We start from the raw sequence: 23,349 nt of genomic DNA, 5'->3' as shown, positions 1-23,349 counted from the left end.
CTTTAGCCTGCGGATTTCTGCAGGGCGGCATCGACGTCCCTGGCCAGCGGGATGGCCGGCTGTGCGCCGGCTTTAAGGCAGGCCAGAGAACCGGCTGCGGCAGCGCGGGCAAGCGCCTGGTCGAGCGGCAGGCCGGCTGCCAGCCCGGCTGCAAAATAGCCGCAGAACGTGTCGCCGGCGCCGACCGTGTCGAGCGGGGTGATCTTCAGCGCCGGAACCATCAGAAGATCGTCCGGCGTTGCCGCCAGAACGCCGTCCGGGCCAAGCGTGACGACGATGGTGCGGCCGGTTCTCGAGGCATAGTCGCGCATCCGCGCCGGGCGGTCGCGGCCACTCAACGACAGCGCCTCGCCATAGAGGTCGAACTCGGTTTCGTTGGCGACGAGATAGTCGGCCTTGCCGAGGAAGCCGGCAGCGTCGCTGTGGAAAGGTGCGGTGTTGAGCACTGTGATCGCGCCGGCCGTCCTTGCCGCGTCGAGTGCTGCCTCGACGGTCTGCAGCGGGATCTCCAGCTGCAGCAGCACGACGTCGCCGTTTTTCAGGAAGGCCTTGGAAAGGTCACCCGGCACGACCGAATCATTGGCGCCCGGCACGACAGCGATCACGTTCTCGCCGTCGGCGCCGACCATGATCAGCGCAGTACCGGTAGAGGCAAAGGTCTCGCCGACGCCGGACAGGTCGATCTTGCTGTCGCGCAGCAGCGCCAGAGCCTCGCCGGCGAAGCTGTCCTTGCCGACTGCGCCGACCATGCGCACCTTGGCCCCGGCGCGGGCGGCGGCCAGCGCCTGGTTGGCGCCCTTGCCGCCGGGGGCAGTAGCGAAACCGGAGCCGCGCACCGTCTCGCCGGGACCGGGCAAGCGGTCGACACTGGCGATGAGGTCGAGATTGATGGAGCCGATGACGACGATCAAGAAGTGCCTCCCGCTAACGCATGCGGGAAGCTACTCCGTAAGATCGCTGCTTGTCACCCCAGCGGTCCTTACATCGCTCCTATCGTTCCATTCTTTGGCTATTCACGAAGAGACCTGTCCCGCCTCCCAGCCGAGGATGGCGCGTTTGCGGGTCAGGCCCCAATGGTAGCCGGTGAGCGCACCGGACTTGCCGAGAGCCCGGTGGCACGGGACGACGAAGGACATCGGATTGGCGCCGACCGCGGCACCGACAGCCCGGCTGGCGCTCGGTGCGCCGATGCGCGCGGCGATCGAGGAATAGGTGCAGGCCTGGCCCATCGGAATACGCAGCAAGGCTTCCCAGACGCGGACCTGGAAGTCGGTGCCGATCATGACGACGCGGAGCGGCTGGTCGGCGCGCCACAGCGTCGGATCGAAAATGCGCGCGGCATAGGGCGCCGTTGCAGCCATGTCCTCGACATAGCTAGCGTTCGGCCAGCGGCTGGACATGTCGGCAAAGGCCGCACGCTCGCCGCCCGGGTCGTTGAAGGCGAGGCCGGCGAGGCCGCGGTCGGTCACCATGATCAGGGCGATGCCGAAAGGCGAGATATGGTAGCCGTAGCGGATGGTGAGCCCGGCGCCGCGCGTCTTGTAATCGCCCGGCGACATCGCTTCGTGGGTGACGAACAGATCGTGCAGCCGGCCTGGACCGGACATGCCGAGCTCGAACGAGGTTTCAAGCAGCGGCATGCCGGCATCGAGCAGCTTGCGCGCATGATCGAGGGTAACGGCCTGCAGAAAAGCCTTGGGCGACAAGCCGGCCCAGCGGGTGAACAGCTTCTGCAGCCCGGTCGGCGTCTCGCCGACCTCCTCGGCCAGCACTTCCAGCGAAGGCTGGTCGCGATAGTCGAGGCTGATCTTTTCGATGGCACGACGGACGATTTCGTAGTCACCGCCTTCAGGGGTGATGTCTTTCTGAAGGATTGCTGTCGTTTTGAGAGGCATTTGGGCGTTCATGGCAGTATCTCCTTGCGTGCGAATATCGTCCTTCGCGGCGGCGATCACCACCCGAAACTTGCTTTCCCGCAGCATGTACCCAGATAGAGCTGGCTTTGAATGGGGAGGACGGTCGTGGCTGGTGAAAAAGTAAACCTGACCGGGGCAAAGGAGACTTTGCTTTTGACACTTTACGGCAAGGCGCTGGAGAGCCGGCTGCCCAATTCGCTGCTCAGGGACTACTTTGCCGATGAGGCGGTGCGCAACATCGACTATGATTTCTCACGGCTCAAGGTCGACAACAATCTCGGCATCGGTCTGGCAATCAGGGCAAAGACGCTGGACGTCTGCGTTCAGGACTTTCTCGCCCGAAATCCTGACGCCATCGTGCTGCATCTGGGGTGTGGGCTCGACACGCGCATATTCCGTATCGACCCGCCAGCCGGCGTGGACTGGTTCGACGTCGACTATCCCGAAGTCATCGACCTCAGGCGCAGGCTCTATCCCGTGCGGGATCGCTACCACCTGATCGCTTCGTCGCTCACCGAACCTGGATGGCTGAATGAAGTACCTCGGGATCGCCCGGCCATAGTCGTGGCGGAAGGCCTGACTCCCTACCTGGCCGCCGAGGACGGGCAGCAACTGTTTTCTCGTTTGGTGGGACATCTTTCGAGCGGCGAACTGGTTTTCGATGCCTATAGTCGCCTGGGCCTGAAGATCATTCGCCTCAATTCCTCCTTCCGCGCCACCGGCGCCGAGGTCCATTGGAGCATTGAGAACCCGCATGAATTGGAGCGAGCCGTTCCGAAGCTGCGGTTCATCGAGGACATCCCTGCCTATAAGCCGGAACATGCCGCTCGCATGCGCTGGCTCGCGAAACTGTTTGTTCGCCTTTGGAAATACATTCCAGCATTGCGCAAGATCGGCAGGCTGTTGCGCTATCGGTTCTGAAACGCTGGCTCAGCGCGCCTTGGCGGTCGCCAGAGCGCGCGAAAATGCGGTGGCAAAACTCTCGCGGTCGTCGGGGTTGAGAAAGGCGCCGATCGAGACGGTTTTTCCTTGCGCCTCGACCGCCATTCTGGTGATGCCGATCTCGGCGTGGCGGGCGATCGAAAAGCGTGCCCAGAACGGATTGAAGCGGTGTGATTCCGATTTGCCCGACGGGGCAGTCTTGCGGATATCGAGGCTGGTGCGCGACACCGACACCTCCTCGCGAGCCCGGGCGGCGCGATAATTGGCACGGAAGGCGATATAGACGGCGATCACGTCGAGGCCGAAGAAGCCGAACACCGGCCAGGCGCCGCGCGACAGAAAGAACGCTCCGGTCACCAGCCACCCGAACAGCAGTGCGCCCATCAGGATGGCAAAGCCGGTCTTGCCCAGCGACCGGTGCGGTGTCAGCAGCGCCTGGAAGAATGGCTCGTCGGCCTGAAATGAGGCGTTTGTGTCGCTCATTGGGGAATATTATAGGAAGGCAATGACAAGCCCCAAGCACAAAAACTCTTCCGCGCTCAAAAAAGACCTGCTGCCCGGCCGCCGCGATGGCTCGAACGCCAAGCCGCGTCCGCGGCCGGCGAGATCGCGGGTGCTTTACAGCCCGGCCGAGGTGCATGAGATTTTTCGCCGTTTTTCCGTTCAGCGGCCGGAGCCGAGAGGCGAACTCGAACATATCAACCCCTTCACGCTGCTGGTGGCGGTGGTGCTTTCGGCTCAGGCGACGGACGCCGGCGTCAACAAGGCGACGCGGGCGCTGTTCAAAATTGCCGACACGCCGCAAAAGATGCTGGCGCTGGGCGAGGCCAAGCTCGGCGACCATATCCGCACCATCGGGCTATGGCGCAATAAGGCCAAGAACGTCATCGCGCTGTCCGAGGCGCTGATCCGTGACCATGGCGGCGAAGTGCCTGAGGATCGCGATCAACTGGTCGAGCTGCCGGGTGTCGGCCGCAAGACCGCCAATGTCGTGCTCAACGTCGCCTTCGGCCAGCACACGATGGCAGTCGACACGCACATCTTCCGCATCGGTAACAGGCTCGGCCTGGCGCCGGGCAAGACGCCGGAACAGGTAGAGCAAGGTTTCCTGAAGATCATTCCGGATGAATATATCCGGCATGCGCATCATTGGCTGATCCTGCACGGCCGCTATGTCTGCAAGGCACGCAAGCCGGATTGCCCGGCCTGCGTCATCGCCGATATCTGCAAGGCCAAGGAAAAGACGACCAGCGTGCCTGCACCACTGGTCGAGATCGGGCCGCTCGGGCCAGTGGAAGCAACTCAGGACCGAGCAGCGGCAACCACTGCCCGCTAGCTGAATCTAAAGTTCCTGTTATGCGGCGACATCCATGTTCAGGAACTCTCCTCGACGAACACCTCTTCGCGCTTCTTCTTGACCGCGGGGAGAAAGACGATGACGAGCACGGCGAGCGCGATGAGGAGCAGGCTGGCGCTGATCGGCCGCGTCACGAAGGTGCTTGGGTCGCCGCGCGAGAGGATCATGGCGCGGCGCAGGTTTTCCTCAAGCAGCGGGCCGAGCACGAAGCCGAGCAGCAGCGGCGCAGGTTCGCAGCGCAGCTTGGTCAGGAGGTAGCCAAGCAAGCCGAAGAAGGCGACGGCATAGAGGTCGTAGACATTGGTGTTGACGCTGTAAACGCCGATCGAGCAGAACGCCATGATGATCGGGAAGAGCACGTAGTAGGGGATGGTAAGGAGTTTCACCCAGAGCCCGATCAGCGGCAGGTTCAAGACAATCAACATCAGATTGCCGATCCACATCGAGGTGATGATCCCCCAAAACAGCGCGGGCTGTTCGATGGCGACATTGGGGCCGGGCACGATGCCCTGGATGATCATCGCGCCGATCATCAGCGCCATTACCGGGTTGGCCGGAATACCGAGCGTCAGCATTGGGATGAAGGAGGTTTGGGCGCCGGCATTGTTGGCCGATTCCGGTCCGGCGACGCCTTCGATGGCGCCCTTGCCGAATTCCCCCGGGTTTTTCGAGACGCGCTTTTCGACGGTGTAGGACGCAAAGGCGGCAAGGATCGCGCCGCCTCCGGGCAGGATGCCGAGCGCCGAACCGATGATCGTTCCGCGCACGATGGGAGCCGCCATGCGCCGAAAATCTTCTTTACTCGGCATAAGGCCGGAGATCCTTCGGATCAGCACGGAACGCTCATGCTCGTTTTCGAGATTGCGCAATATCTCGGCGACGCCGAAGACGCCGACCGCCACCGCGACGAAATTCAGCCCGTCGGCATATTCGCGGATACCGAGTGTGAAGCGGGGCGTACCCGTGTAGATATCGGTGCCGACAAGTCCCAGCAGCAGGCCGAGCACGACCATAGCCAGCGCCTTGACGACCGAGCCGTGGGCGAGCGCGACGGACGAGACCAGGCCGACGATCATCAGCGAAAAATACTCGGCCGCGCCGAATCTCAGCGCTATCGCCGTCAGCGGTGGGGCAAAGATGGCGAGGAGGAAGGTCGACACCGTGCCGGCAAAGAACGAGCCTATCGCCGCGGTCGCCAGGGCTGCTCCGGCGCGGCCGTTCCTGGCCATCTGATAGCCGTCGATTGCGGTGACGGCCGACGAGGATTCGCCGGGCATGTTGATGAGAATGGCGGTGGTCGAGCCGCCATACTGCGCGCCGTAATAGATACCGGCGAGCATGATGAGAGAGGAAACCGGGTCGCCGATCTGGAAGGTGATTGGCAACAGCATGGCGATGGTTGCGGTGGCACCGATGCCGGGCAGGACGCCAATCAGCGTGCCGAGAAGGACGCCGATCAGGCAGAAGCCGAGGTTTGCCAAAGATGTGGCTGTCGAAAAGCCGAGTGCGAGGTTGCTGAGGAGTTCCATTTCATCTCCTCACAACGACAGTGGCAACCACGGGCCGAAACGCCGGAACGGCAGGCCGAGTGCGTAGCTGAAGACGACGAATGCGAACAGCGTCAGGCCAGCTGACAGCACGAGTGCGGTCAGCGGCCTCATGCGGCCGCTACCGAACGATGCGATCAGCGCCGTCAGGAAGATCGACGGGATGAAGCCGAGGCCGCGCACCGTCAGGCCGAAGAAGATCGGAGCAGGCAGGATAAACAGCATGCCGCGCCACGCAATGTAACCGATCGGCTCGCTCTCGAAACGCACCGCTTGGACAAGGATGGCGGCGCCAAGCAGGATCAGCACGATCGCCAGCACGAGCGGGAAATAGCCGGGCCCCATGCGAAAGGCGGTGCCGATTTCGAGGCCCAGCGACTGCAGCGCGAAAAAGGCGCCAATAAAGACCAACAGCGCGGCGCATATGCCGTTGGTCCTGTCGATTGCGAAAGGTTTCATTGCGTCCTCCCGGCTCGCCTCATGGGCGTGCCGATGCCGGTGTAAAAAAACGGGGCGCTGATGGCGCCCCGTCAGAACCTTTAGTCGGCGTACTGGCCGGCCGCTTCGATGATCGGCTTCCAGCGCGCGATCTCACTTTCCAGCTTAGCTTTGAGCGCGGCCGGCGTGGCATCGGCCTCCGGCGACGGCTTGGTGCCGAGTTCGGCAAATCGGGCGACGACATTCTGGTCCTTCAGCGCCACCTGCAGCGATTTCGAAAGGCGTTCGGTGATCTCGGCCGGTGTGCCCTTGGGGGCATAGATTCCGTGCCAGATGCCGACCTGCACCTGGGGAAGGCCGGCTTCTATCGTCGTCGGCACGTCCGGCAGCACATCGAGGCGTTGTGGCGAGGTTACGGCATAGGCCTTGATAGTGCCGCCCTGAATCTGCTTGGTGGTATTGGTCGTCTGGTCGCACATGATATCGACCTGGCCGCCGAGAAGATCGGTCATGGCCGGGCCGGTGCCCTTGTAGGGTACGGTGACCAGCGGCGTGCCGATGGCGCTCATGAACAGCATGCCGCACAGATGCGAGGCGGCACCGATCCCGGCATTGGCAACGGTGATGCTGTCCTTGTTGGCCTTGGCATAGTCGACCAGCCCCTTCAGATCGGTCGGCTCGAGATCCTTGCGGCCGACGATGGTCATCGGCACCTCGGTGACGAGGCCGACATATTCGAAGCCGTTCAGCGTGTCGTAGGCGAGCTTTCTATAGAGCGTAGCACTTGTAGCCATGCCGATGTGATGGAGGAGCAGCGTGTAGCCGTCAGGCTCGGCATTTGCGACGCGGCCGGCGCCGAGCGTGCCGCCGGCGCCGCCGACATTCTCGACGATGACCTGCTGGCCGAGGTCTTTCGACATAGCTTCCGCGACAAGACGCGCGACGGTGTCGGTCGGGCCACCGGCCGAAAACGGCACGACAATGGTGATGGTGCGTTCGGGGTAGGTCTGCGCGCCAGCCGCCGACGGATAAAGCATGGCGGCCGCAGCGACAGCCAGCGCGGCGATGAGTTTTCGCATCGTGTTTCCTCCCAGGATATGATTGCCAACCGCTGCGCGGGTTCCTCTAAAAACGACTGTAGATGGAGCAATAACTAGCGCAACCCGACAAATGACAATCGCGCTCAAACGGCAAACTGCACGTTTCTCTGCGCAAATGAGTGGGAAGGTTGGGCCGTGCAATGCCCTTCCTCCAACCTATTCTAGTAGCCGTAGCCGCGCGCCATCGCCGCCGCGAACACCGGGATCAATAGGAAGATCGATGCTTCGGTGCGGACATAGGTGCGAACGGACGCTAGCTCCACCGCAGGAACCTGGAAGCCGGGACTGACGCTCGCCTGCCTGTTCCAGGACAGGAAACGGATGGTCGGGATAATCGACAACAGGCCGACAATGGCGAAGGCGGCCATCTTTGCCCAGAACACCCAATTGTAGACGTAGAATTCCCAGCCTTTCAGACCATAGACGACGCGGCCGATGCCAACGACGATGATCAGCATGGCAATAATGCCGTAGTGGCGGTCGATCCCGACGAGCCGCTTCAGCGTCGCGGCGGACAAGTCGCTGCGGATCAGGACGAATTCGGCGCCGATGATGCCTGCCAACGAAAACACCAGCAGATGATGGAAGATGGCAAGCACAAGGTCGGTGGTGTCCATGCTGGATTCCCTCTGTCGGACGGCAGCGCCGAAACCCAACGCGCCTGAACCAATACCGGAGAAAAACTAACACCGCCTGGCAGGATTCACATCAGCCTGGAAGATGATCTACACAGCCTTGGCTCTTGTTTTTCACAACGGATTTGGATTTCCCGTCTCGTGCGTGTCGCTGTCCCCCTTTTGGAAGACCTGCATTAGGCACCGGCAACACAAACGAGACATGACCATGGCCAGTCCGCATACAATTGTCGCCCCAGTGCTTGAGACCTCGCGCACGGTCCTGCGGCCGCACCGGCTTGACGATTTCGACGCCTATGTCGCTATGTGGGCCGATCCCGTCGTCACCCGCTTTATCGGCGGGAAGCCGCGCACGCGGGAGGAAAGCTGGATGCGCTTCCTACGACACGCCGGCCTGTGGTCGCTTCTGGGCTACGGTTTTTGGGCGATCGAGGAAAAGGAGACCGGCCGCTTCATCGGCGAGGCCGGCTTTCACGATCTGAAACGCGACATGACGCCGTCGATCGAGGGCATTCCGGAGACCGGCTGGGCTCTGGTTTCGGGCGCGCATGGCCACGGGCTGGCCAGCGAAGTCGTCGCACGGGTGCTTGCCTGGGGCGACGAGACGTTCGGCGCCGCGAAGACCGTCTGCATCATCGATCCGGAAAACACCGGATCGCTGAACGTCGCGGCAAAAATGTGGTTATGGCGAAGTGCTGCGAACCGTCTACCAAGGCAGGGCGACCATCCTGCTGGAGCGGCAGCCCTGACGGGCGCCGTCTGGCCTCTGCCTGCCACGTCGTCCGGCGTCGAGTTCGCCTGCCTGAAGATCGCACAGTCCGATTGTGCCGCATGCGGCGTGTTCTGTCTTTGACAGGAGGACGCAAACTCTGCATGAATTTTATCGAGCGGGTCTGAAGTCAGGCCACGTTTCTGGCAGGCACCGGAGGAGGTGTCGCGATTTGGAGGAATCCCATGCTGAACAGACGCCGATTCTTGATGAGCACCGCGGCAGCAGGTGCTGCCGGACTCGCGGCATCGCATTTTGTCCCCGCCTTCGCGCAGGACGCGCCGCAGCTGCAGATTTTCGTGCCGGCGGCGCCGGGCGGCGGCTGGGACCAGACGGCGCGCGCCATGGACCAGGTGCTGCGCAGCGAAAAACTGATTTCCGGCTCGCAGATCACCAATGTCGGCGGCGCCGGCGGTACTGTCGGCCTGCCGCAATTCGTCAACCAATGGAAGGGCAAGGGCAATGCGCTGATGGTGGCCGGCATGGTCATGGTAGGCGCCATCATCGCCAACAAGGCGGCCAACAACCTTACCGAGGTCACGCCGATCGCCCGCCTCACCGGCGAGTTCGAGGCGCTTGTGGTGCCGGCCGCCTCCCCGTTCAAGACGGCCGCGGACTTTGTCGCTGCTCTCAAGGCTGACCCGACGCAGGTTCCGGTTGCTGGCGGTTCGGCCGGCGGCTCGGACCATATATTGTTCGGCCTCATCGCCAAGACCGTTGGTGTTCCGGCCACCAATCTTTCCTATGTGCCGTTCGCCGGCGGCGGCGAGGCGCTTTCGGCGCTGCTCGGCAACCAGGTCGCGGCCGGCATCTCCGGCTATGGCGAGTTCGCCGAACAGGTCAAGGCGGGTGCGCTGCGGCTGCTGGCCATCTCCGCGGACAAACGCCAGGAGGGGATCGATGCGCCGACGATGAAGGAAGCAGGCATCGATGTCGAGCTGTTCAACTGGCGTGGCGTCTTCGCACCGCCCGGCGTCTCGGACGCCGACAAGGCAGCAATGATCAAGCTGATCGAGACCATGGCCAAGAGCGACGCCTGGGCCACCGAATGCAAGAACCGCAACTGGACGCAGATCCTGCTCACCGGTGACGACTATGCGAAATTCGTCGCAGAAGACACGGCCCGTATCGGGACGATCCTCAAGGACCTCGGTCTAGCGTGATGCTCTCGGCAAGGGGTGGCAGCCTGCGCCAACCCTCGCCGACTTTCGCCAGCCGCATGGACATACGCGGCGCCGGAGGTGAAACTACGCCGAGATCGGCCGGGTGAGACCGGTCCAAGGAGAACCGGCCCCAAGGGACCGACATTGGGAGGACGATGATGAGCACCAGCGACCAGCCGGCGCCGCCGCGCCTTGCAGTGCCCGAACTGCTGATCGGCGTCGGGCTCCTCGCCTGTGCGGGTGCGGTTGCCTGGCAGACGCTGGCAATCCCGGTGTCGCCGCTCTATTCCAAGGTCGGTCCGACCGTCTTTCCCTACATCACCATGACCGGCATGGTGATCCTGTCGCTGCTGCTCATCATTGCCGCCTTGCGGGGCGGCTGGCAGCCGGAGGACGAAAAGGCGACGCCGACCGACTGGAAGGCGATGGGCATCGTCGCCCTCGGACTGATCGCCAACCTCGTGCTGATCCAGCCGCTCGGCTTTACCGCGGCATCTGTCATCATGTTCGTTCTCATCTGCCACGGTTTCGGCAGCCGGCGTCCGCTGCGTGACGTGCTGCTCGGGCTGATCCTGGCGCTGGCCGCCTATTTCGGCTTTGCCAGGGCGCTCGGCGTCAATATCGGCGCCGGCTTCATCGAAAACCAGCTGAACGCGATCGTCGATTCGGTCGTCGCCATGCTGAGGGGCTGACGCCATGGAAACGCTCGGCCATCTCGCGCACGGATTTTCGGTCGCCTTCTCGCCGATCAATCTCATATGGTGTCTGGTCGGCACCACGCTGGGGACTGCGATCGGCGTGCTACCCGGCCTCGGGCCGGCACTGACCATCGCGCTGCTGTTGCCGATCACCTATCAAGTGGCGCCGGAGGCGTCCTTCATCCTGTTTGCCGGCATCTACTACGGCGCGATGTATGGCGGCTCGACGACATCGATCCTGCTCAACACGCCTGGCGAAAGCGCCACCATCGTCACCGCGCTGGAAGGCAACCGGATGGCCCGCTCCGGCCGTGGCGGTGCGGCCCTGGCGACCTCGGCGATTGGTTCCTTCGTCGCCGGCACGCTGGGCACGATCGGCGTTGCCTTTCTGGCGCCGATCGTCGTCAAATTTGCGCTGGCCTTCGGCCCGGCCGAATATTTCTCGCTGATGGTGCTGGCCTTCATCACGGTTTCGGCGGTGCTCGGCTCGTCGTCGGTACGCGGCCTGACCAGCCTGTTCGCCGGCTTCGTCGTCGGCATGATAGGCGTCGACCTGCAGACGGGGCAGCCGCGCTTCACCTTCGGCATGAGCGAATTGCTCGACGGCGTCGACGTCATCGTCGTCGCCGTTGGCCTGTTCGCCGTTGGCGAGACGCTTTACATGGCCTCGCGCCGCTATGCCGGCAAGGACGAGATCGTGCCGTTGAAAGGGTCGCTTTACATGACCGCGGCTGAATGGTCGCGCTCGTGGAGGCCATGGCTGCGCGGCTCCCTGATCGGCTTCCCGATCGGCGCCATGCCGGCCGGCGGTGCCGAAATCCCGACCTTCCTCTCCTATGCCATCGAGAAGAAACTCTCCAGACACAAGGACGAGTTCGGCACCGTCGGTGCCATCGAGGGCGTTGCCGGACCGGAAGCGGCCAACAATGCATCCGCGGCCGGCGTGCTGGTGCCGATGCTGACGCTCGGCCTGCCGACATCGGCGACGGCCGCAATCATGCTGTCGGCATTCCAGAGCTACGGTATCAATCCGGGGCCGCTGCTGCTGACGACGCAGGCCGACCTGGTGTGGGGGCTGATCGCCAGCCTGTTCATCGCCAACGTCATCCTCGTCGTCCTTAACCTGCCGCTGATCGGGCTTTGGGTGCGATTGCTGAAGATCCCGGCGCCGCAGCTCTATGCCGGCATCCTGGTGTTCGCCACAGTCGGCACCTACGGCATCTCGCAATCGCCGATCGACCTCGTCATCCTCTATCTGCTCGGTGCCGCCGGTTTCCTGATGCGGCGTTTCGATTTTCCGACCGCGCCGGTTATCATCGGCATGATTCTCGGGCCCCTTGCCGAAACGCAGTTCCGCCGCGCGATGACCATCTCGAACGGCGATTGGACGGTGTTCTACAAGCATCCGCTGTCGCTGACGTTGCTGACGCTGGCCTTCATCGGGCTGGTTGGACCGCATATCTGGGCCTACATCGAGCACAGACGCATGCGGGGACCGGAGCACGTGCCGGGCGATGCCTGAGCTGTTCGTGACGTCATGACAGACCTGCTTTCCGGCATCCGCATCCTTGACCTGACCAATGTGTTGGCCGGCCCCTATTGCGCCTACCAGCTGGCATTGCTCGGGGCCGACGTCATCAAGGTTGAGACGCCGCAAGGCGGCGATCTGGCGCGCCAGCTCGGCGCCTCTCCGGAGCTCAACCGGGCGGGCATGGGCGCTTCGTTCCTGGCGCAGAATGCCGGCAAACGCTCGGTGGCGCTCGATCTCAAGCAGGAGGCCGACCGCGAACGCTTCCTCGATCTGGTCGCTTCGGCCGACGCGCTGGTCGAGAATTTCCGCCCCGGCGTCATGGACCGGCTGGGGCTTGGCCATGCCAGGCTGAAAGAAGTCCGGCCAAGCCTTGTCTATTGTGCGATATCGGGCTTCGGCCAGACCGGGCCGATGCGCGACAATCCAGCCTACGACCAGATCATCCAGGGTCTTTCCGGGATTATGAGCATCACCGGTACACCGGAAACGGCGCCGCTGCGTGTTGGCTATCCGGTCGCCGATACGCTTGGCGGGCTGGTCGGGGCGTTCGCCATTACCGCCGCATTGGTCAAGCAGAAGACGACAGGCGAGGGCGCGTTCCTCGACGTCTCGATGCTCGAATGCACGCTTTCTGCGCTCGGCTGGCCGGTGTCGAACTATCTGACGGCGGACGTCGAGCCGCAGCCGATGGGCAATGAAAACATGACGGCCGCACCGTCTGGCGCGTTTCGCACCGGCGACGGCTTGCTCAACATCGCAGCCAACAAGCAGGAGCAGTTCGTCACACTGTGCCAGTTGATCGGTCGGCCGGAGCTGGCGTCGGACGTCCGCTTTGCCGAGCGAGAAACGCGCAAGCAGAACCGCATTGCATTGAAAGCGCTGATCGAGGATGCCTTGGCGAGCGGCTCGGCCGCCGCCTGGGAGGAGACGTTCAATCGCGCCGGCGTGCCGGCAGGCCGGGTGCTGACAATCCCGCAGATACTGCAGGAGCGACAGGTGATCGAGCGCGGCATGACGGCCCGCTTCCCGGCTGTGTCCGGGATGGACCAGCCGCTGACCGTGGTGCGCGGCGGCTTCATGGTCGATGGCGAGGCACCTTTGCCGAGCAGGCCGCCGCCGGCGCTCGGCGAGCATATGGGCGAGGTTTTTGCCGGCCTGCCGCCGCGTGCCAGGAAAAGAGCGAAGGCATGAGCGGAACGCAAAACAAGACTGGTCGCGCACGCGGCGAGGAATGGTGGCAGACCGGCATCATTGAGATGCGCCCCGGCGTCATCCGGCTGCGCGGCTATGAAATCCAGGATCTGATCGGCCGCGTCAGCTTTCCGGCAATGATCTGGCTGATGCTGCGTGGCGAACTGCCAAGCGAGGAGCAGGCGGCGCTGCTTGGCATCGCGCTGGGTGCTGCCGTCGACCATGGGCCGCAGGCGCCGTCGATCGCCATCGCCCGTATGGCGATCACCTGCGGCGTCGGCATCAACAGCGCCATGGCATCAGCCGTCAACGTGCTTGGCGATGTGCATGGCGGCGCCGGCGAACAGGCGCTTTCCTTCTACGGAGACATCGCTGCCGAACTGGACGCCGGCATGCCGCTTGCGGACGCCGTGTCGGCGCGGCTCGATCGTTTCCTTGCCGGGGAAAACGGCTATGTGCCCGGGCTCGGCCATCGTTTCCATCCGGTCGACCCGCGGGCGCCCCGCCTCATCGAGCTAACCCGCGACTTTGCCGCGCGCGGCATCGTCAGCGGGCGCTTCGCCGACATTGCCGAGGCGATCGAGGCCGAGGTTGCGCGGCGCAAGGGCAAAAAAATCCCGCTCAATATCGACGGCGCCACGGCCGTCATCTACGGCGAGCTCGGCTTTCCGCCGCCGCTGACGCGCGGTCTTTTCGTGCTGTCGCGCTCGGTCGGCATCCTCGCACATGCATGGGAACAGTCGCAGGAAAGCGACCGCAACAAGGGGCCGCTGCCGCGCGAATGGCTGTGGGCCTATACCGGCACGCCGGTACGGTCTTTGCCCGAGGGCGACGGCGGCAAGTGAGATTTCGGTTGAAGTGTGACGGCGGCAGGCGCCGGGGCCAATTCCATCCCGATCCAGTCGGGACAGCCTCGGTCTTTTATTGAGCGTGATCTTTTCCGAAAGCCGGATTCTTTTTTTTGGAATTATACTCCAGCTCGGGAATCCTGACGTTCCTCACCAGCGTCGAGAGATCCGGCTCGTCGATGAGCACCGCCGCGTCGGCCGGCGCCAGCCACGCACGCTGACGCCTCTTGGATTCTTCCCAGTCGGCAAGTTCCTCGGTTACCTCCAGCAAATAGACGACGACGTCGACACGGACGAAGCGGTTCGCCAGCCGCTTCCAGTAGCAATAGGTGCCGGCCGGCTGTTTCAGTGTCTTGCCCAGAACGCCGGCTTCTTCCTGTGCTTCGATGGTGGCCGCCTTGCGGCCGCTCTTGCCCTTCATCGGCCAGCCCTTCGGCACAATAAAGCGCCTTGTCGTTCGCGATGTAACCAGCATCACCTCGACGTCGCCATGCTCGTTCAGCCGAAACGGAATCGCCGCGACCTGGCGAATCCGGTCGCCCTTCCTTGCCTTGCGTACGACCTTCTTCTTGCTGGCTGCCATTCGATAATCCAGTCGAGGCGGTGCCCAAACGGCAAGGGCAGCGTTGCAAAGTCGGCCGCTTTCAATGGGGCGCAAGCGGAGCGGTTTCCACAATATATAAGTCGGCTAAATAAATGAAAGGGCCGGTCGTCAGCGGCAGGTGCTGACGAAGCCGCTCCCCGACGGCAGCAACTGGCAAGTTGGCCTCATCTGCGGCACCTCCTGCCGTTCCGGTGTTGGGATTTGGCGATCCTGGGCACGGTACTGCTGTTGCTGCTGCTGGTATTGCTGCCGCCGCAGCCTGTTCTCCAACATCTGCAACTGGTTCTGCTGGATCAACACGTTGCGGTCGGCGGGACTGACGACCTGTGCCGACGCAGCAGGATTTACGCCCGACAGCATCGCCGCAGTCAGCATTGCCGACCCTAAAACCGTCAATAGACGAAGCCGTGACATCCATTCATTCCCGCACAAAACCGATCTTTCCTTAATATAGGGCTTTTGTCCGGCGACACCATGGCCGCCGCTGATTTGAAGCAGATTGGAAGAGGCATTTCGGCTTCGGATGCTCGTCGCGTCAATCGACTTCGCGCAGCCGGTATCCAACGCCGGTCTCGGTGGTGATATAGCGGGGCTGGTCGGGCGTTTTTTCGATCTTTTGCCTGATCTGCCGGACGTAGACTCTGAGATATTGAACGTCGGTGGAATCGCCCCAGACCTGCTTCAGCAGGAATTGGTGGGTGAGAACCTTGCCGGCATGCTGTACGAGGATGCGGAGGATGTCGTATTCCTTCGGCGAGAGCTTTATCTCCTTGTCCTCGACCTTGACGATGCGCTTCACCAGATCGACGGAGAGGTCGCCGGTCTGGAAGACCGGTCTCTCACCCTGCTGCTGGAACTTGTGGCGAAGCGCGACGCGGATGCGTGCGACAAGCTCGTTCATACCGAATGGCTTGGTTACATAATCGTCGGCGCCGAGTTCGAGGGCCGAGACGATGCCGGCCTCATCAGTGCGGCTGGAAAGAATAACCACGGGAATGTCCAGGCCATCATCCCGCCATTTGCGGAGCAGCTCATGCCCGCTCATGCCGGGCAGGCCGAGATCGAGCAGCACAAGGTCTGGCTTTTCCGTCTCGATGAGTTCAATCGCCGCCCTGGCGCTCGGCGCTTCGCTGATCGCATAGCCTTGGCTGCCAAGCCCGACGCGAAGCAGTTTCCGGATCGGCGGTTCGTCGTCGACCACCAATATCCTGACGTCCAGGCTCGTCATGGCAGATCGTCCATATTTTGATGGCCCGCCTCGGGTTCGCCGAGATTGGGCAGTTCCGCCGGCACCAGCTGCATCTTGATCGTGAAAACCGCCCCCGAGCGGTCGGACCTGTTTGCCGCCGAGAGCGTCCCGCCCATCGCTTCGATGAAGCCGCGGCAAATCGACAGGCCGAGCCCGGTGCCGGCACGCACCTGGTCACCCTTGCGCACACGGTAGAAAGTGTCGAAAACGCGCTCCAGGTCCGCTGGCGGAATGCCTGGTCCCTCGTCCATGATCTGCAGGATGATGAAGCCGTTATCGGCCCAGGCCTGCAGGCGGATCGTCGAACCTGGTGGCGCGTATTTTGCAGCATTGTCGAGGAGGTTGAACAGCACCTGTTCGAACAGAACGGGGTCGACCCGCAACATCGGCAGATCCGATGGAATGTCGATCTCGGTCTTATGCTCGCGGACGATTTTGCGGGCCCGATGCAGAGCTGAGCCGACAATGTCGCCGAGATAGTGAAAGGCGTAGTTCGGCTCCATCGTGCCGGATTCGATCTTGGTCATATCGAGCAGATTGGCAATAAAGCGGTTAAGCCTCTCCGCCTCATCGAGCACGGTCGACAGCAGTTCCGTCCGGTCCTGCTCGGGAAGCGCGGCCTCGAAGTCCCTGAGTGTTCCGGCCGCGCCCATGATGGCGGCAAGCGGCGTTTTCAAATCGTGGGAAATGGAGGTGAGCAAGGCCGAGCGCAGACGGTCTGCCTCGGCCGCAAGCTTGGCCCGGTCAACATCGGCGACGAGCTGGATGCGCTCGATGGCGACCGCCGCCTGGTCGGCGAGCGCATCGAGCAGACGCTGCTGCTCGGGCGTCAGCAGCGGACCTTGCTTATCGTTGTCGAGGCCGACAACGCCCACCGCCGTGCGTCCGGTCCGCAAGGGCAGATAGAGGCGTTTTGCTCCGGGCAGCGTGTCGGCGCCGCGCCCGGCGGCGCGATTATGCTCCCAGGCCCAGCGGGCTGCTGCAATGTCGGCCTCGGCCAGCGTATCGTCGGGTGGGTAGCCGGCTTTGACCGCAATTGTGCCGTCCTCCGGCAGAAGCAGCACCACGCGCAGCTTCAGCATCGAGGCGATCTGGAAGGCAGTCGCCCAGAGAACGTCGTCGAGCGTGCCAGCGCCGGCGAGCTTCTTTGAGAAGAGATAAATATCTTCCGTGGCGCGTGCCCGCGAGCGCGCAGCGACCGCCTGACGCTGCACGCGCGCTGTTAGATTGCTGGCAATGACCGCAACAACCAGGAAGACAGCCAGCGCAACGATGCTCTCCGGATCCTCGATCGTCAGCGTGTAGCGTGGTTCCAGGAAGAAATAGTTGAAGGCAATGGCGCTGATGAGGCAGGCATACAAAGCCGGCCAGAGACCGCCGGTCACAGCCGACGTCAGGACCCCAATGAGAAAGATGACCGCCAGGTTGCGGACGTCGAGAAACTGGTCGAGAAGGACGGCGAAGGCGAGCGAGCCAACAACATAGGCCGTGGCCCTGAGATAGGGCCAGATCTCGAACTGCCACTGCTCGTCCGCCGCCTTGACGGTCCTCGACATCGCCTCGGCGTTGCGTTCGTTTCCCGAAATGACATGGACGCTGATGTCGCCGGCATTGCGGATGAGATCGTAAGTGAGCGAGCCTTCGATCAATTCCCGCCAGCGCGATCGGGTCGGCCTGCCGATCACGATATGGGTGAAGTTGTTCGCCGTCGCATGCCGAACGATGTCTTGCGCGACGTTCTGACCCGGAATGGTCGTCACCTCGGCACCGAGCTGCTCGGCAAGGCGCAGCTGCGTCGCCAGCCGATCCTTGTCCTCCTCAGGCATGGCAGCTGAACGAGGGGTATCGACATGAAGCGCCGTCCAAGGGGCGCGGAGCCGATCGGCCAACCTTCGCGCATAACGTACACGGGCCGCCCCGCCCGGACGCGCATCGACGCAGACGAGAACCCTTTCCCCCGCCGCCCACGGCCCGGGTATCGCGTGGGCCTGCATATGGGTCAGCAACTGCTCGTCGACCCGCTGGGCAGTGCGGCGGAGCGCCAATTCGCGGAGCGCCGTCAGATTGCCCGGCGAGAAATAGTTCTCGATGGCGCGCTGGGCGGTGCTGGGGATGTAGACCTTGCCTTCCTCAAGCCGCTTGATCAGATCGTCGGGGGTCAGGTCGATGATCTCGATATCGTCGGCCTGGTCGATTATGGAGTCGGGGACAGTTTCCCGCACCCTGACGCGGGTGATCTGCGTCACGACATCGTTCAGGCTCTCGACGTGCTGGATATTCAGCGTCGTGTAGACATCGATGCCGTGCGTCAGGATTTCCTGGACGTCGAGGTAGCGCTTGGGGTGACGGCTGCACGGCGCGTTGGTATGGGCAAGTTCGTCGACCAGAACCAGCGCCGGGTGCCGGGCGAGGATGGCGTCGAGATCCATCTCCTGAAGGATCCGCCCCTTGTAATCGATCTCAAGGCGAGGAATGACCTCGTAGCCTTCGACCAGCGTCTGGGTTTCCTTGCGGCCGTGCGTCTCGACGATGCCGATTACCACGTCGACCCCGTCGGCCAGCCTGGCGCGGCCCGACATCAGCATCTCGTAGGTCTTGCCGACACCGGGGGCGGCGCCGAGAAATATCCGCAGGCGACCGCGCTCCTCCCGCTCGGCATGCTCGAGCAGCGCGTCGGGAGAGGGCCTGGTTTCGGCGGTGCGGCTGTCGTCTGGCATAAGCGTCAATCATGAACGGCGCCGGCTTCGGTGTCGATCCCGGCGCCGGTCCTTTACTTTTTCATCGCATCGTCCAGCGCAAGGTTGAGGGCCAGCACATTGACTACCGGCTCGCCGATGAATCCCAATTCGCGATCCTCGACATGGCTGTCGACAAGCGATTTGATCCTGGATTCATCGACGCCCCTGGCCTTGGCCACCCTGGCGACCTGAGAATAGGCCGCGTCGGGGCTGATATGCGGATCGAGGCCGCTGCCGGACGTGGTGACCAGATCTATCGGTACCGGCTGGTTCGGGTTTTCCGTCCTCAGCCTTTCGGCGTCAACCTTGATGCGGTCGATCAGCTTGGGATTGGTCGGGCCTAGATTCGAGCCGCCCGAGGCGGCGGCATTGTAGCCGTCGCCGGCAGCCGAGAGACGGCCATGGAAGTAGCGGTCGCTGGTGAAAGCCTGGCCGATCAGCTCGGAACCGACGAGCTTGCCGTCCTTCTCGATCAGGCTGCCATTGGCCTCGCGTGAAAACAGCGCCTGGGCAATGCCGGTCATGCCGATCGGATAGACCAAACCCGTCAGAATCGTGAAGAAGACGATCATGACGATCGCGGGTCTGATTTGATTGAGCATCGACATGGTTCCTTATGCGAGACCGAGAGCGGTGATGGCCATGTCGATCATCTTGATGCCGACGAAGGGCGCTACGACGCCGCCAAGGCCATAGACAATGAGATTGCGGCTGAGCAGCGCACCGGCGCCGACCGCGCGGTATTTGACGCCCCTCAGCGACAGCGGGATCAGCGCAATGATGATCAGCGCGTTGAAGATGATGGCTGAGAGGATAGCGCTCTGCGGCGTCGCCAGATGCATGACATTGAGCGCTTGCAGCGGCCCGGCGGTCTGGCCCGGGGCGATGTAGAAGACGGCGAATATTGCTGGGATGATTGCAAAATACTTGGCTACGTCGTTGGCGATGGAGAAGGTGGTCAGCGAGCCACGCGTCATCAGCAGCGCCTTGCCGATTTCGACGATCTCGATCAGCTTGGTCGGATCGCTGTCGAGATCGACCATGTTGCCGGCCTCGCGCGCCGCGACCGTGCCGGTGTTCATGGCAACGCCGACATCGGCCTGCGCGAGGGCCGGCGCATCGTTAGTGCCATCGCCGCACATCGCGACAAGTTTGCCTTTGGCCTGCTCGTCGCGGATCAGCTTCAACTTGTCCTCGGGCGTCGCTTGGGCAAGGAAGTCGTCGACGCCGGCTTCCGCCGCGATCGCCGCCGCGGTCATCGGATTATCGCCGGTGATCATCACCGTGCGGATGCCCATGCGGCGCAATTCGGCAAAGCGTTCTGCGATGCCGCCCTTGACGATGTCCTTCAGATGGACGACGCCGAGGAGGCGCCCGTCGCGCTCGACCGCGAGTGGAGTGCCACCCGATTTGGCGATCTCGTCGGCGATCGCCTGAAGGTCGCGGACGGTGTCGCTGCGCGTACGGCCTGTGGCAACCGTCGAGAGGTTGACGTGGGCAAGTACCGCATCGACTGCGCCCTTGCGGACCGAGGAGCCTTCCAGATCGACGCCGCTCATGCGGGTTTGCGCGGTGAAGGGCACGAACGTCGCGTGCAGGCTTGCCATGTCGCGGGCGCGGATGGCGTATTTTTCCTTCGCCAGGACGACGATCGAGCGGCCTTCCGGCGTTTCGTCGGCAAGCGAGGCAAGCTGGGCCGCGTCGGCCAGTTCCTGTTCGGTGATGCCCTTGACCGGACGGAATGCCGTCGCCTGGCGGTTGCCCAGCGTGATGGTTCCGGTCTTGTCGAGCAGCAGCGTGTCGACATCGCCGGCCGCCTCGACGGCGCGGCCCGACATGGCCAGCACGTTGAAGCGCACCAGGCGGTCCATGCCGGCAATGCCGATCGCCGACAGCAGGGCGCCAATTGTGGTCGGGATCAGGGTAACGAACAGGGCGACCAGCACCGTCACCGAGATATAACCGCCCGAATACGAGGCGAAGCTCGGGATCGTCGCCGTGGCCAGCACGAAGATCAGCGTCATGCCGACGAGCAGGATATTGAGCGCGATCTCGTTGGGTGTCTTCTGGCGCTCGGCGCCCTCGACCAACGAGATCATGCGGTCGAGGAACGTATGGCCGGCAGCCGCGGTGATGCGCACGCGGATCCAGTCGGACAAGACCTGCGTGCCGCCGGTCACCGCCGAACGGTCGCCGCCGGATTCGCGGATGACCGGTGCGGATTCGCCGGTGATGGCCGCCTCGTTGACCGACGCCACGCCTTCGACCACCTCGCCGTCCGAGGGGATGATGTCGCCGGCTTCAACAAGCACGATGTCGCCGACCTTCAGGCTGGTGCCGGGCACCAGTTTGAACTTGCTGCGGTCGCCATCGTTCAACAGCTTGGCCTGCGTCTCGGTTCGCGCCCGGCGCAGCGAGTCTGCCTGCGCCTTGCCGCGGCCTTCGGCCACCGCTTCGGCGAAATTGGCGAAGAGCACGGTGAACCACAGCCAAATGATGATCTGCAGCGTGAAGCCAAGATCGCCGCCGCTGGTAACGAGATCCTTGACGAACAGCACGGTGGTGAGCGCCGAGACGACGGCGACGACAAACATCACCGGGTTTCGCATCAAGGTGCGCGGGTTCAGTTTTCTGAAGGAACCGCCGATAGCGGGCCACAGAATGCGGGTATCCATGATGCTCACGGATTTCGACGGGCTCATTTGGTAGCTCCAGTGTCGATTTTGTTGACCGGTCGATCGTGAGCCGAACGAAGGTGCGGCGGCCCGTAAGCCAGCAGCCAGATCATGATCAAGGCTGCCGCAATAGCGAGGAATGTGGACAGCGTCGGGAAAGGAGGGGGCGTTTTCTCCCCCTCCGGCTCGGGGCGATGCCGGACCTTCCGAGGTATGATCTTGAACCAGGGCATCGCCGTTTCAGAATGTCTGACCGTGAATCATCGCCAGGTGCTCGACGATCGGTCCGACCGCCAGGGCCGGAAAGAAGGTAAGGCCACCGACGATCAGGATGACACCGGCCAGCAGCCCGACGAACAGCGGACCGTCGGTCGGGAAGGTGCCGGCGGAGGCAGGGACGGTCTTCTTCGCAACCAGCGAGCCAGCAATCGCCAACGCCGGAATAATGACCAGGAACCGGCCCATCAGCATTCCGATGCCGAGCGTTACGTTGTACCAGGGCGTGTTGCCGCTGAGACCGCCAAAGGCGGAGCCATTGTTCGCCGCGGCCGAGGTGTAGGCATAGAGAACTTCGGAGAAGCCGTGCGGACCGGCATTGGCGATGGAAGCAACGCCCGTCGGCAGCACCACCGCGATAGCGGTGAAGATCAGCATTGCCAGCGGCAGGCAGAGCACGGCCAGCATCGCCATCTTGACCTCCTTGGCCTCGATCTTCTTGCCGAGATATTCGGGCGTACGTCCGACCATCAGCCCGGCGACAAAGACGGCGATGACGATGAACATCAGGATACCGTAGAAGCCGGCGCCGACGCCGCCGACAATAACCTCGCCGAGCTGCATGTTGATGATCGGGATCATGCCGCCAAGTGCGGTGAAGCTGTCATGCATGGCATTGACCGCGCCGCAGGACGCGGCGGTGGTGATGACGGCAAACAGCGCCGACAGAGCGATGCCGAAACGGCTCTCCTTGCCCTCCATGTTGCCGCCGTCGACGCCCAGCGCATGGACCAGCGGATTGCCTGCGGCTTCCGCCCAGTAGCAGACGGCAACGCCGGCGATGAACAGCACGCCCATAGCCGACAGAATTGCCCAGCCTTGGCGCTGGTTGCCTACCATGCGGCCGAAGACATTGGTCAACGCCGCGCCGAGGGCGAAGATCGTCACCATCTGGATCAGGTTGGAGATTGCGTCGGGATTTTCGAAGGGATGCGCTGCATTGGCGTTGAAGAAACCGCCGCCATTGGTGCCGAGCATCTTGATGGCAACCTGGGAAGCGACCGGCCCGACCGCTATAGTCTGTTGCGCGCCTTCGAGCGTCGTCGCGTTGGCGTAGGCAGCGAGCGTCTGCGGCATGCCGAGATAGACATAGACCAGAGTCAGGACGATGCAGAACGGCAAAAGCAGATAGAGCGTGCAGCGGGTCATATCGACCCAGAAATTGCCGATCGATTTGCCTGAGGCCCTGGCAAAGCCGCGGATCAATGCGACCGCAATGGCGATGCCGGTCGCCGCCGACAGAAAATTCTGCACGGTCAAGCCGGCCATCTGCACGAGATAGGACATCGTGCTTTCGCCGCCGTAGTTCTGCCAGTTGGTGTTGGTCATGAAGCTGGCGGCGGTGTTGAAGGCCAGCCCAGGTTCGACGGCGGTCATGCCGGCCGGATTGTAGGGCAGGCCGCCTTGCAGCCGTTGCAGCAAATAGAGCACCAGGAAGCCGGCCAGGTTAAAGAACAGCAGGGCCGCCGCATAAGAGGTCCAGTGCTGCTCCTCGCGCTCGCTGGTCCCTGATATGCGGTAGAGCCCGCGCTCGAGCGGGGCCAGAATTGACGACAGGAATGTGCGCTCGCCGCTGAAAACGCGATACATGTAGCCGCCGAGCGGCTTGGCCAGCAGAACGACGATCCCGCAATAGACGAGGATCTGCAGCCATCCGTTGATTGTCATGGGG

At 63.0% G+C, this 23,349-nt stretch carries 21 protein-coding genes and 1 pseudogene; 8 read left to right on the top strand and 14 right to left on the bottom strand.

Annotation, left to right across the window (positions count from 1 at the left end; translation table 11 throughout):
- Window positions 1-2 precede the first annotated feature (2 nt).
- Together NKH83_RS03895 and NKH83_RS03890 are read right to left on the bottom strand one after the other, a co-directional pair.
- On the bottom strand, window positions 3-911 hold the full coding sequence (locus NKH83_RS03895) for a ribokinase (RefSeq protein ID WP_352476412.1): 909 nt from the start codon (window positions 909-911) through the stop codon (window positions 3-5).
- A 102-nt stretch (window positions 912-1,013) separates the two neighbouring features.
- Window positions 1,014-1,907, bottom strand: a complete 894-nt coding sequence (locus NKH83_RS03890) for a methylated-DNA--[protein]-cysteine S-methyltransferase (protein ID WP_254816823.1) — start codon at window positions 1,905-1,907, stop codon at window positions 1,014-1,016.
- A gap of 114 nt (window positions 1,908-2,021) precedes the next feature.
- Between NKH83_RS03890 and NKH83_RS03885 the strand changes: the two genes are divergently transcribed.
- Complete coding sequence (locus NKH83_RS03885) at window positions 2,022-2,837, top strand: class I SAM-dependent methyltransferase (RefSeq protein WP_352476413.1); 816 nt, start codon at window positions 2,022-2,024, stop codon at window positions 2,835-2,837.
- A gap of 9 nt (window positions 2,838-2,846) precedes the next feature.
- Here the strand turns inward: NKH83_RS03885 and NKH83_RS03880 are convergent, their stop codons facing one another.
- Window positions 2,847-3,341: a DUF2244 domain-containing protein gene (locus tag NKH83_RS03880; RefSeq protein ID WP_254816825.1), complete on the bottom strand. Its 495-nt coding sequence runs from the start codon at window positions 3,339-3,341 to the stop codon at window positions 2,847-2,849.
- A 22-nt stretch (window positions 3,342-3,363) separates the two neighbouring features.
- Here NKH83_RS03880 and nth point away from each other — a divergent pair, with 22 nt between their 5' ends.
- Window positions 3,364-4,194, top strand: coding sequence for an endonuclease III (gene nth, locus NKH83_RS03875; protein ID WP_352476414.1), 831 nt, complete (start codon window positions 3,364-3,366; stop codon window positions 4,192-4,194).
- Window positions 4,195-4,232: 38 nt separating this feature from the next.
- On the opposite strand, the gene NKH83_RS03870 is transcribed toward nth, so the two are convergent.
- The 4 genes from NKH83_RS03870 to NKH83_RS03855 all read right to left on the bottom strand — a co-directional run bounded on the left by NKH83_RS03870 (window position 4,233) and on the right by NKH83_RS03855 (window position 7,917).
- Window positions 4,233-5,744: a tripartite tricarboxylate transporter permease gene (locus tag NKH83_RS03870; RefSeq protein ID WP_352802179.1), complete on the bottom strand. Its 1,512-nt coding sequence runs from the start codon at window positions 5,742-5,744 to the stop codon at window positions 4,233-4,235.
- Window positions 5,745-5,753: 9 nt separating this feature from the next.
- A complete protein-coding gene (locus NKH83_RS03865; RefSeq protein ID WP_352476416.1) occupies window positions 5,754-6,221 on the bottom strand; it encodes a tripartite tricarboxylate transporter TctB family protein in 468 nt (155 codons plus the stop codon).
- Between the two features lie 80 nt (window positions 6,222-6,301).
- Complete coding sequence (locus NKH83_RS03860) at window positions 6,302-7,279, bottom strand: tripartite tricarboxylate transporter substrate-binding protein (RefSeq protein ID WP_254816829.1); 978 nt, start codon at window positions 7,277-7,279, stop codon at window positions 6,302-6,304.
- Between the two features lie 182 nt (window positions 7,280-7,461).
- Window positions 7,462-7,917, bottom strand: coding sequence for a DUF2214 family protein (locus NKH83_RS03855; protein WP_352476417.1), 456 nt, complete (start codon window positions 7,915-7,917; stop codon window positions 7,462-7,464).
- Between the two features lie 226 nt (window positions 7,918-8,143).
- Between NKH83_RS03855 and NKH83_RS03850 the strand changes: the two are divergent.
- From NKH83_RS03850 to NKH83_RS03825, 6 genes and pseudogenes are all read left to right on the top strand, one after another.
- Window positions 8,144-8,684, top strand: a pseudogene (locus tag NKH83_RS03850) (GNAT family N-acetyltransferase).
- A 205-nt stretch (window positions 8,685-8,889) separates the two neighbouring features.
- Window positions 8,890-9,867: a Bug family tripartite tricarboxylate transporter substrate binding protein gene (locus NKH83_RS03845; RefSeq protein ID WP_352476418.1), complete on the top strand. Its 978-nt coding sequence runs from the start codon at window positions 8,890-8,892 to the stop codon at window positions 9,865-9,867.
- A gap of 158 nt (window positions 9,868-10,025) precedes the next feature.
- Complete coding sequence (locus tag NKH83_RS03840; RefSeq protein ID WP_352476419.1) at window positions 10,026-10,559, top strand: tripartite tricarboxylate transporter TctB family protein; 534 nt, start codon at window positions 10,026-10,028, stop codon at window positions 10,557-10,559.
- A 4-nt stretch (window positions 10,560-10,563) separates the two neighbouring features.
- Entirely contained in the window at window positions 10,564-12,087 is a 1,524-nt protein-coding gene (locus NKH83_RS03835; RefSeq protein ID WP_352476420.1) for a tripartite tricarboxylate transporter permease, read from the top strand.
- A 15-nt stretch (window positions 12,088-12,102) separates the two neighbouring features.
- Window positions 12,103-13,287, top strand: coding sequence for a CaiB/BaiF CoA transferase family protein (locus NKH83_RS03830; protein WP_352476421.1), 1,185 nt, complete (start codon window positions 12,103-12,105; stop codon window positions 13,285-13,287).
- Window positions 13,284-14,132, top strand: a complete 849-nt coding sequence (locus tag NKH83_RS03825) for a citryl-CoA lyase (RefSeq protein ID WP_352476422.1) — start codon at window positions 13,284-13,286, stop codon at window positions 14,130-14,132. The genes NKH83_RS03830 and NKH83_RS03825 overlap by 4 nt, the downstream gene beginning before the upstream one ends.
- Window positions 14,133-14,208: 76 nt before the next feature.
- On the opposite strand, the gene NKH83_RS03820 is transcribed toward NKH83_RS03825, so the two are convergent.
- The 7 genes from NKH83_RS03820 to kdpA form a co-directional block, all read right to left on the bottom strand.
- Complete coding sequence (locus NKH83_RS03820; RefSeq protein ID WP_352476423.1) at window positions 14,209-14,718, bottom strand: NUDIX hydrolase; 510 nt, start codon at window positions 14,716-14,718, stop codon at window positions 14,209-14,211.
- Window positions 14,719-14,847: 129 nt separating this feature from the next.
- Window positions 14,848-15,303: a hypothetical protein gene (locus NKH83_RS03815; protein WP_352476424.1), complete on the bottom strand. Its 456-nt coding sequence runs from the start codon at window positions 15,301-15,303 to the stop codon at window positions 14,848-14,850.
- Entirely contained in the window at window positions 15,275-15,967 is a 693-nt protein-coding gene (locus tag NKH83_RS03810; RefSeq protein ID WP_352476425.1) for a response regulator transcription factor, read from the bottom strand. Before NKH83_RS03810 ends, NKH83_RS03815 begins: the two co-directional genes overlap by 29 nt.
- A complete protein-coding gene (locus tag NKH83_RS03805; protein ID WP_352802175.1) occupies window positions 15,964-18,705 on the bottom strand; it encodes a DUF4118 domain-containing protein in 2,742 nt (913 codons plus the stop codon). The genes NKH83_RS03810 and NKH83_RS03805 overlap by 4 nt, the downstream gene beginning before the upstream one ends.
- A gap of 53 nt (window positions 18,706-18,758) precedes the next feature.
- Window positions 18,759-19,328 (bottom strand): potassium-transporting ATPase subunit KdpC, encoded by a 570-nt coding sequence (gene kdpC, locus NKH83_RS03800; RefSeq protein WP_352476427.1) that lies wholly within the window; start codon window positions 19,326-19,328, stop codon window positions 18,759-18,761.
- Between the two features lie 12 nt (window positions 19,329-19,340).
- Window positions 19,341-21,428 (bottom strand): potassium-transporting ATPase subunit KdpB, encoded by a 2,088-nt coding sequence (kdpB, locus tag NKH83_RS03795; RefSeq protein ID WP_352476428.1) that lies wholly within the window; start codon window positions 21,426-21,428, stop codon window positions 19,341-19,343.
- Between the two features lie 213 nt (window positions 21,429-21,641).
- On the bottom strand, window positions 21,642-23,345 hold the full coding sequence (gene kdpA, locus NKH83_RS03790) for a potassium-transporting ATPase subunit KdpA (RefSeq protein ID WP_352476429.1): 1,704 nt from the start codon (window positions 23,343-23,345) through the stop codon (window positions 21,642-21,644).
- Window positions 23,346-23,349 lie beyond the last annotated feature (4 nt).

Origin of the sequence: Mesorhizobium sp. M0909 (genome assembly GCF_040319515.1) — a bacterium.
In the GTDB taxonomy this organism is placed as follows: domain Bacteria; phylum Pseudomonadota; class Alphaproteobacteria; order Rhizobiales; family Rhizobiaceae; genus Mesorhizobium.
The sequence above is the reverse complement of the archived record's forward strand: the minus strand, read 5'-3'. Positions and strand labels throughout refer to the sequence as shown.

What these genes read in the sequence shown, in the direction of transcription:
- NKH83_RS03860 (WP_254816829.1), bottom strand. Translation starts at nt 7,279, where the DNA reads ATGCGAAAACTCATCGCCGCGCTGGCTGTCGCTGCGGCCGCCATGCTT.
- NKH83_RS03880 (WP_254816825.1), bottom strand. Translation starts at nt 3,341, where the DNA reads ATGAGCGACACAAACGCCTCATTTCAGGCCGACGAGCCATTCTTCCAG.
- kdpB (WP_352476428.1), bottom strand. Translation starts at nt 21,428, where the DNA reads ATGAGCCCGTCGAAATCCGTGAGCATCATGGATACCCGCATTCTGTGG.
- NKH83_RS03825 (WP_352476422.1), top strand. Translation starts at nt 13,284, where the DNA reads ATGAGCGGAACGCAAAACAAGACTGGTCGCGCACGCGGCGAGGAATGG.
- NKH83_RS03830 (WP_352476421.1), top strand. Translation starts at nt 12,103, where the DNA reads ATGACAGACCTGCTTTCCGGCATCCGCATCCTTGACCTGACCAATGTG.
- NKH83_RS03890 (WP_254816823.1), bottom strand. Translation starts at nt 1,907, where the DNA reads ATGAACGCCCAAATGCCTCTCAAAACGACAGCAATCCTTCAGAAAGAC.
- NKH83_RS03835 (WP_352476420.1), top strand. Translation starts at nt 10,564, where the DNA reads ATGGAAACGCTCGGCCATCTCGCGCACGGATTTTCGGTCGCCTTCTCG.
- NKH83_RS03820 (WP_352476423.1), bottom strand. Translation starts at nt 14,718, where the DNA reads ATGGCAGCCAGCAAGAAGAAGGTCGTACGCAAGGCAAGGAAGGGCGAC.
- nth (WP_352476414.1), top strand. Translation starts at nt 3,364, where the DNA reads ATGACAAGCCCCAAGCACAAAAACTCTTCCGCGCTCAAAAAAGACCTG.
- NKH83_RS03870 (WP_352802179.1), bottom strand. Translation starts at nt 5,744, where the DNA reads ATGGAACTCCTCAGCAACCTCGCACTCGGCTTTTCGACAGCCACATCT.
- NKH83_RS03840 (WP_352476419.1), top strand. Translation starts at nt 10,026, where the DNA reads ATGAGCACCAGCGACCAGCCGGCGCCGCCGCGCCTTGCAGTGCCCGAA.
- NKH83_RS03855 (WP_352476417.1), bottom strand. Translation starts at nt 7,917, where the DNA reads ATGGACACCACCGACCTTGTGCTTGCCATCTTCCATCATCTGCTGGTG.
- NKH83_RS03865 (WP_352476416.1), bottom strand. Translation starts at nt 6,221, where the DNA reads ATGAAACCTTTCGCAATCGACAGGACCAACGGCATATGCGCCGCGCTG.
- NKH83_RS03805 (WP_352802175.1), bottom strand. Translation starts at nt 18,705, where the DNA reads ATGCCAGACGACAGCCGCACCGCCGAAACCAGGCCCTCTCCCGACGCG.
- NKH83_RS03845 (WP_352476418.1), top strand. Translation starts at nt 8,890, where the DNA reads ATGCTGAACAGACGCCGATTCTTGATGAGCACCGCGGCAGCAGGTGCT.
- NKH83_RS03810 (WP_352476425.1), bottom strand. Translation starts at nt 15,967, where the DNA reads ATGACGAGCCTGGACGTCAGGATATTGGTGGTCGACGACGAACCGCCG.
- kdpC (WP_352476427.1), bottom strand. Translation starts at nt 19,328, where the DNA reads ATGCTCAATCAAATCAGACCCGCGATCGTCATGATCGTCTTCTTCACG.
- kdpA (WP_352476429.1), bottom strand. Translation starts at nt 23,345, where the DNA reads ATGACAATCAACGGATGGCTGCAGATCCTCGTCTATTGCGGGATCGTC.